General features: G+C 75.8%; 6 protein-coding genes. 2 read left to right on the forward strand and 4 right to left on the reverse strand.

What is annotated here, in order from left to right:
• Both HUW36_RS20360 and HUW36_RS20365 read right to left on the reverse strand, forming a co-directional pair.
• The coding region (locus tag HUW36_RS20360; RefSeq protein WP_174529629.1) for an MFS transporter at positions 1-623 on the reverse strand (623 nt) is incomplete at its 3' end.
• Positions 624-678: 55 nt separating this feature from the next.
• A complete protein-coding gene (locus HUW36_RS20365; protein ID WP_091567565.1) occupies positions 679-939 on the reverse strand; it encodes a hypothetical protein in 261 nt (86 codons plus the stop codon).
• A 153-nt stretch (positions 940-1,092) separates the two neighbouring features.
• Here HUW36_RS20365 and HUW36_RS20370 point away from each other — a divergent pair, with 153 nt between their 5' ends.
• On the forward strand, positions 1,093-5,601 hold the full coding sequence (locus HUW36_RS20370) for a cation-translocating P-type ATPase (protein ID WP_174529630.1): 4,509 nt from the start codon (positions 1,093-1,095) through the stop codon (positions 5,599-5,601).
• Between the two features lie 67 nt (positions 5,602-5,668).
• Here HUW36_RS20370 and HUW36_RS20375 read toward each other — a convergent pair whose 3' ends face one another.
• Together HUW36_RS20375 and HUW36_RS20380 are read right to left on the reverse strand one after the other, a co-directional pair.
• Complete coding sequence (locus HUW36_RS20375) at positions 5,669-6,616, reverse strand: L-threonylcarbamoyladenylate synthase (protein ID WP_174529633.1); 948 nt, start codon at positions 6,614-6,616, stop codon at positions 5,669-5,671.
• 75 nt (positions 6,617-6,691) lie between these two features.
• Complete coding sequence (locus HUW36_RS20380) at positions 6,692-7,273, reverse strand: winged helix-turn-helix domain-containing protein (RefSeq protein WP_174529631.1); 582 nt, start codon at positions 7,271-7,273, stop codon at positions 6,692-6,694.
• 64 nt (positions 7,274-7,337) lie between these two features.
• Between HUW36_RS20380 and HUW36_RS20385 the strand changes: the two genes are divergently transcribed.
• Positions 7,338-7,928, forward strand: a complete 591-nt coding sequence (locus HUW36_RS20385) for a dienelactone hydrolase family protein (protein ID WP_174529632.1) — start codon at positions 7,338-7,340, stop codon at positions 7,926-7,928.
• Positions 7,929-8,091 lie beyond the last annotated feature (163 nt).

Consider the following 8,091-nt stretch of genomic DNA (forward strand, 5'->3'; position numbering starts at 1 on the left):
GGCGGCCGGGTCGGCACCCGTGCGGCAAGTGCGCGCAGGCCCGGCTGGACCAGCAGCACCGCCGGCACCGCGACCGCCGGCACCGCGAGGAACACCCAGCGCCAGCCCAGGTGCTCGACGATCAGCCCGGCCACCGCCGGCCCGACCAGCGACGGCACCACCCAGGCCGCCGCGAAGGCCGCGAAGATCCGCCGCCGCAATCCCTCCGGGTACGCCTGCCCGACGATCACGTAGAGCGCCACGGAGAGCAGCCCGGAGCCGAAGCCCTGCACGACCCGCCCGACGACGAGCGTCCCCATGGTGGAGGCGGCACCCGCCACCGCCAGCCCGGCGACGAACCAGGCCACCCCGTGCCACATCGCGGGGCGTGGCCCGCGCGCGTCGCACCAGATGCCGGAGACGACCATCGCCACCACGCCGGAGGCGAAGGGGCCGCCGAACGCCAGCGCGTACAGGCCGAGCCCGTCCAGGCTGCGCGCCACCGTCGGCATGGCGGTACCGACCGCGAGGGCCTCGAACGCGAGCAGCGACACCAGGGCGACGATGCCCACGGTCATCGCCCGCAGGCGCGGCGACCACAGGTCGAGCGGGGCGGTCGCCGGTACGGCGGTGGCTGTCGTCATGGGCACCAGCCTGGGACCTCAACCCCGGTTGAGGTCAACTGTGGGCCCGGTCTCGTCAGGCGGTCTCCAGCGCCTCGCCCACACCCTTCACCAGGCCGGAGAAGTGCTGGTCGGCCAGCACGTGACCGGCGGTGATGACCAACGCGAGCGGCCACTCGATCACCTGCAACGCGGCGAGCACCCCGATACCGGCGTAGTAGGCCAGCTTGTCCGGCGGAGGCACGGCCACCTCGCCCAGCAGCGGCACCTCCACCCGGCGGCAGTAGGCCCGGACCATCTCCCGCGATCCGCTCAGATGTCGTGTCAGCGTGCTCATCCCTGCCTCCCCGTTGCGACGGCATCGACCCGACGGGCATTCCACCACCCCCGTCGTCCATGCCCCGGGCAGCGGGGAAACTTCACCCACCCGAGGGGCATAACGGACGCCGCGCCGGGAAGTCGGGCCGCCGGGACGAGACCGGGAGGCGACATGGCGTACGGCTTCGCCGGTCTCCTGCTGTCACCGGCAGCGCTGCCGGACGCCGTGGCGCGGGTCGCGCGTACCGTCGGATCGGCCCTGCCCGGCCCGCCCGTGCCGCCCACGGTCACGCACGTGGCGGGGAGCGTGGGCGCGGCGGCCGCCCGGCTGGCCCGCCTCACCGGCCTGACCCGGCGGCGGGTGTGGTCGCAGGACGGCCGGCACCACATCGAGGTGCACGGGGTGTGCCAGGACGGCGGGGATCGACTGGCCCGGCAGGTCGAGGCGGCGTTGGAGGCCGTCCCGGGCGTGGCCTGGGCCCGGGTGAACGCGCCGTCCGGCCGGGTGGTGGTGGCGACCGAGGAGCCCCGGCCGGCGTTGCGCGAGCTGATCGACACGGTGGCCCGGGCGGAGCAGGTGTGCCCGTACGAGCCGGACCCGGAGATCGCGCCGCCGCAGCCTCCCGAGGACGGCCCGCGCACCGCGCGCACTCTCGGGGCGTTGCTCTCCGACGCGCTCGGGCTGAGCATCTCCGCGGCCACCCGGATCCTGCCTCTCACCCCGGTCCCGGCCGAGGTGGCGGGCCTGCTCGGGGCGATCGACCTGCACCCCAGGCTGCACGCGCTGGCCGGCCTGGGGGTACGCGCCGACCCCCGCGCCGAGGTGCTCTTCCCGCTCGCCGAGGCGGTGGTGCAGGGTCTCACCGGCGGCTGGGCCGGCATCGTGCTCGACGGCGCACAGCGGATGGTGCAGTGGGGCGAGGCCGGCGCCCAGCTCGCCGCCTGGCGGCGGGCCGAACCGAGGTTGACCGGCCAGCCGGAGCGGGCGGTGGCCCGGGTGCCCGACGGGGAGCGTCCCTGCCCGGTCCCCGACGGCCAGCCGGAGCGCTACGCGAAGCGGGTGCTCGCGGCCGGTGCGGTGGCCGGTGCCGCGGCGATCCCGGTGGTCGGGGGCAAGCGGGCCGCCGCGCTGGCGCTCTCCTCGCTGCCGAAGGCCCCGGGGAGCGGCCGGGAGGGGTACGCCGCCCAGCTCGGCCGGATGCTCGCCCGACGCGGGGTGATCGCGATGGACCGTAGCGTGCTGCGGGAGCTGGACCGGATCGACACCGTCGTGCTGGACGCGGCCGTGCTCGGCTCCGACCGGGGGGTGCTGGCCGACCTGGCGCCGCTGGCCGGTGCCGACACCGGGCAGGTCGCCGCCCGGGCGTTCGCCCTGTTCGACCCGGCGCGGCCCGACGCCGTCCGGGCCGAGGACGGCTGGCGGATCGGGCCACTGGACCGCATCGACGCCGAGGACCCGGGCGACACCCCGGACAGTGGGCGGCTGCGTGCCGACGGCGGACGGCTCCTCGGCCTGGCCGAGGGTGACCGGCTCGCTGCCGTCCTCCGGGTCGAGCCGGAACCAGCCCCGGGGGTGGAGGCGCTGGTGTCCGCCGTCCGGCAGGCCGACCTGCGGCTCGTGGTGGCCGGCGCCGAGGACGGCCGCTACGACTTCGCCGACCTGCGCGTACCCGGCGGCTCCCGGCTCGCCGACGCGGTCCGCGACCTGCAACGGGAGGGCTCTGTGGTGATGGTGGCCTCCGGGGAGCGCTCGGCGCTCGCGGCGGCCGACTGCGGCCTCGGCGTGTACGGCCCGGACGACCTCCCGCCCTGGGGCGCGCACCTGCTGGTCGGTGACGACCTGCGGATCTGCGCCCTGCTGATCGACGCGGCCGGCGTCGCCCATCGGATGACCAGGCAGAACATCAGGATCGCCATGGCCGGCAGCGGTCTGGGCGCGCTCAGCGCGTTCACCGCCGACCGGCATCGGCTGCCCCGGCCGACCCTGGCGGCGGTGAACGGGGCCGCCGCGGCCGCCTTCGCCCACGGCGTCTTCCGGGCGCACCGGCTGCCGGACCGGAGCGGCGCTCCGGTGCCCGCGCTCACCGCGTGGCACCTGATGCCTGTCGAGACGGTCCTCGACCAGCTCGGTACGCACCCGACCGGGCTGACCGACGAGGAGGCGGCCCGCCGTCACGACCCGTCGGGCGGGACCGGGAACGGTCCGGCCGGCCTGCTCCGCGCGTTCGTCGACGAGCTGTCCAACCCCCTCACTCCGGTCCTGGCGGCCGGGGCGGTGCTCTCCGCCACCTTCGGTTCGCTCGTCGACGCGGCGCTTGTCGGCGGCCTGGTGGGCGGTTCCGCGCTGGTCGGCGCGGTGCACCAGCGCAACACCGAACGGTCGCTGGCCGAGCTGCTGTCCCGCTCCGCGGTCACCGCCCGGGTGCTGCGGGACGGCGTGGAACGGGTGGTGCCCGCCGAGGATCTGGTACCGGGTGACGTGGTCAGCGTCAGCTCCGGCGACGCCGTACCGGCCGACTGCCGGGTGCTGACCAGCGACGGGCTGGAGTCCGACGAGTCGTCCCTGACCGGCGAGTCCCTGCCGGTGGCGAAGAGCCCGGAACCGGTGGTCGCCGCCGCGATCGCGGAGCGGCACTCGATGCTCTTCGAGGGCACCACGGTCGCCGCCGGGCACGGCACCGCGGTGGTGGTGGCCATCGGCGCGGGCACCGAGGCCGGTCGCAGCATGGCGATGGCCCGGGAGGCCCCGCCGACAAGTGGGGTGGAGGCGCGGCTGGGCAAGCTGACCAGCAGCGCCGTACCGCTGGCGGCCGGCTCGGCGATCGCGGTGGCCGGGGCGGGGCTGCTCCGGGGCGTACCCCTGGCCGAGACGGCGGCGACCGCCGCGAACCTGGCCGTGGCGTCGGTGCCGGAGGGACTACCGTTCCTGGTCAGCGCCGCGCAGCTGGCGGCGGCGCGACGGCTGGCCGAGCACGGCGCCCTGGTGCGCAACCCGCGCACCATCGAGGCGTTGGGCCGGGTCGACGTGCTCTGCTTCGACAAGACCGGCACGCTCACCGAGGGGAAGCTGCTGCTGGCCGGCGTGGGCACCGGCGACGACAGGTACGGCCCGGCGGACCGGCTCGACGAGCCGCTGCGGGCGACGCTGGCGGCGGCGTTGCGTGCGACCCCGGCCGCCGCCGACCCGGACGAGTTGCCGCAACAGACCGACCGGGCGGTACGCCGGGGCGCGAACGCGGCCGGGGTTGCCGAGCAGACCGGCGCGGCGGGCTGGACCGCGACGGGTGGGCTGCCGTTCGAGCCGTCCCGCGGCTACAGCGCCACGGTCGGGCGGACCGCCGACGGTCTGCTGTTGAGCGTGAAGGGCGCGCCCGAGTCGGTGCTGCCGCGCTGCGCGTCCCGACGCACCGCCGACGGCGACCGCCCGTTGGACGCGACCGGCCGGGAGGAGGTGCAGGCCATGCTGGCCGATCGGGCCGGTGCCGGGCACCGCATCCTGGCCGTCGCCGAGTGCCCGGTGTCCACCGACTCGGTCCGCGACGAGCAGGTCGACGGGCTGGTCTTCGTGGGCTTCCTGACGCTCGCCGACGGGGTGCGGGAGAGCGCCCGACCGTCGGTGGAGCGGATCCGCTCGGCCGGCGTGCACACCGTCATGATCACCGGCGACCATCCGGCCACCGCCGAGGCGATCGCCGCCACCATCAGCCCGGACCACGGACAGCAGCGGGTCGTGACCGCCACCGACCTGGACCGGCTCGACGACACCGCCCTGGCGGAGCGGTTGATGGCCACCGACGTGGTGGCCCGATGCACGCCCGCGCACAAGGTCCGGATCATCCAGGCGTTGCAGCGCCGGGGCCGGACCGTGGCGATGACCGGTGACGGCGCCAACGACGCCCCGGCGATCCGCCTCGCCGACGTGGGGATCGCCCTCGGCCAGCGGGGCACCCCGGCCGCCCGGGCGGCCGCCGACCTGGTGGTCACCGACGACCGGCTGGAGACGATCATCGCCACGCTGGTCGAGGGCCGGGCCATGTGGTCCTCGGTCCGCCACGCGCTCAGCATCCTGGTCGGCGGCAACCTCGGTGAGATCGCGTTCAGCGTGCTGTCCGCCGCGTCGACCGGCCGGTCCGCCCTGACCGGACGCCAGCTGCTGCTGGTCAACCTGCTCACCGATCTCGCGCCGGCGCTCGCCATCGCGGTCCGGCCACCCGCCGACGACCGCGCCGACCACCTGCTACGGGAGGGACCGGACTCCTCGCTCGGCGCCACCATGACCCGGGAGATCGGGCTCCGGGCGGCGGCGACCACGCTGGGCGCGACGGCGGGCTGGACGCTGGCCCGGTGGACCGGCACCCGCCGACGGGCCGGCACGGTCGCGCTCGTCTCGCTGATCGGCACCCAGCTCGGTCAGACCGTGCTGGCCGGCGGCACCAGTCCCACCGTGCTGGTCGCCACCGCCGCATCCGTCGGGGTCATGGTGGCGGTGGTGCAGACGCCGGGCGTCAGCCAGTTCTTCGGGTGTACGCCACTCGGCCCGGTGGGTTGGACCATCGCCACCGGGTCAGCGCTGGGTGCCACGTTCGCCAACGGCGCGCTGACCCGGCTGGTGGACCGCCTGCCGCAGCCGGGCTCGCACGGGCGTCCCGATCAGGGGTACGGCGAAGGGCACGACGCCTGAGGTGACGTTCCTCGGTACGGCGACCACGGTGCTCCGGACGGCGTCGCTGACCCCGTGACCCGCGAGGTCAGTGCCAGGTGGCGGCGGCCCGGCGCAGCCGGTCGTTGACGGCTCGCCCGACCCCTTCGTCGGGCACCGGCTCGGCCACGATCTCGGTGACCCCGGCCGCGTCGAGCCGGTGCAGCGCGTCGAAGAGACGCGCCGCCGCCGCGGTCAGGTCACCCTCCGGCGACAGCACCTCCACCGCCGCCCAGTCGCCCTCCGCCGGTGGTTCGCGGAACGCCAGGAACCCCCGCCGACCGCCGTCGCGCCCGCCCGCCGCGCCCAACCGCAACGGGGTACGCGGGGCGTAGTGCGCGGCCAGCGTCCCGGGTGCCACGGGCTGGCCGGAGCTGCCGAGGCGTACGTCGACCGGTCCGACCGCCTCCACCAGCGCCTCGACCGGCAGCGCGCCCAGCCGCAGCACCACCGGCCGGTCGCCGCGGGCGTCCACGATGGTCGACTCGATCCCGCACCGGGTGGGCCCGCCGTCGAGCACCACGTCCACGGCAGCGCCCAGCCCGGCCACCACGTGCTCGGCCCGGGTGGGGCTGAGCTGGCCGAACCGGTTGGCACTGGGTGCGGCCACCGGTACCCCGGCGGCGGCGATCAGCGCCCGGGCGGCCGGCTCGTCCGGCACCCGTACGGCCATGGTCTCCAGGCCGGAGGTGACGATCGGCGGGATCGCCGCCGGCCGGTCCACGATCAGGGTGAGCGGGCCGGGCCAGAACCGTTCCGCGAGCGCGGCCACGGCCGGTGGCACCGCGCCGACAAGCGCGGTCAGGTCGGCGGCGTCGGCCAGGTGGCTGATCAGCGGGTCGAAGCTGGGCCGGGCCTTGGCCTCGAAGATCCGCGCGGCGGCGCGGGCGTCCAACGCGTTGGCGCCCAGCCCGTAGACCGTCTCGGTGGGGAAGGCGACCAGCCCGCCGGCGCGCAGCACGGCGGCGGCCTCGTCGATGCCACTGTCGGCCGGCAGGACGCGCGTGGTTCCGGTGCTCACGCTCCGACGCTAGCCTGCGCCGGGCGTCGCCCCGGCAGGACCCCGGTGGGATCAGTTCCGCTCGTCGACGGCCTCGGGAAGGCGGGGCGCGTCGGTGGGGTAGAGGCCGGCGGCGAAGCCGTACACCTGGTCGCCGGCGCGGGGGATCTGGGCGAATCTGCGGGCCAGCGCCTGCACCTCCGTCCAGAACTCACGGACGTCCTCGATCGGGATGCGGGCGTGCACCAGCGTGCAGCGGAGTTCGTCGGCGGCGTGCGCGGCGGACGCCTCGGCCGCGGCCTCGGCCAGGCCGTTGATCCGGGCGACGGTCTGCTTGTCCTCGGGCCGGTTGAGCGCGCCGACGTAGTACGTGCGGGCGACCCGGCCGTAGAACCGTTCCTCGACGGCCCGGACCCGGCGGGTGCGCACCACCCGCAGCAGCCCGGCGTCGACCAGCTGGTTCACGTGGTAGGCAACGCTGCTCTTCGGCCGGTCCACGGCACCGGCCAGTTCGTTGACCGTGGCCGCGCGTTCCAGCAGCAGCTCCAGGAGCGTGCCGCGGAGGGGGTCGGCGAGCGCGCGCAGCTGCTCGGGGGCGGTGACCACGAGCAGGTCGTCGAGGTCGTAGTCCGGGATCCGCTGATTGACCGACATTTCTCGACCGTTCTAATATTCTGGTTCGTTCGATGATTCTGGTCTGACAGTAAGGAGTCTAGGGATGGCCGAGATCGTCCTCTTCCACCACCTGCTGGGGCTCACCGACGGCGTGCGTGCCCTCGCCGACTCGCTCGGCGGCGACGGGCACACCGTGTACGTCCCGGACCTCTTCGACGGCGAACGGCCGGCGAGCCTCGACGACGGCTCGGCGCTGGTCAAGCGGATCGGCGGTGACGTCCTCGACCAGCGGGCCGACCGGATCGTCGCCGACCTGCGCCCCGACCTGGTCTACGCGGGCGTCTCCTGGGGCGCCGCCATCGCGCAGCGGCTCGCCCAGACCCGTCCCGGCGCGCGGGCCGCCCTGCTCTACGAAGCCTGCCTGCCGGTCACCGGCGAGTGGGCGATCGCCCCCTGGCCCGACGGCGTGGCGGTGCAGGTGCACGGCATGGAGCGGGACCCGTTCTTCGGTCTGGAGGGCGACATCGACGCCGCCCGGGAACTGGTCTCGATCGTCGGACCCGACCGGGGCGAGGTGTTCGTCTACCCGGGCGACCGGCACCTGTTCACCGACCGCTCCCTCCCGTCGTACGACGCCGGGGCCACCGCGCAGGTGGTGAGCCGCAGCCGCGACCTTCTCGCCCGGCTCGGCTGACCGCTCACCCGGCGTCGCGCAGCCGCGCCAACTCGGCCGCGTACTCGGCGTCGCTGAGCGCACCCCGCTGGTGCAGGCGGGTCAGCACGTGCAGGTCCCGGCGCGCTGGTCGGCGCTCAGTGCGGGTGCGCCGGCCGGCCCGGTCTCCGCCGGTGGGGCCGGC

This window comes from Micromonospora maritima, assembly GCF_902825405.1.
Taxonomy (GTDB): Bacteria; Actinomycetota; Actinomycetes; order Mycobacteriales; family Micromonosporaceae; genus Micromonospora; species Micromonospora maritima.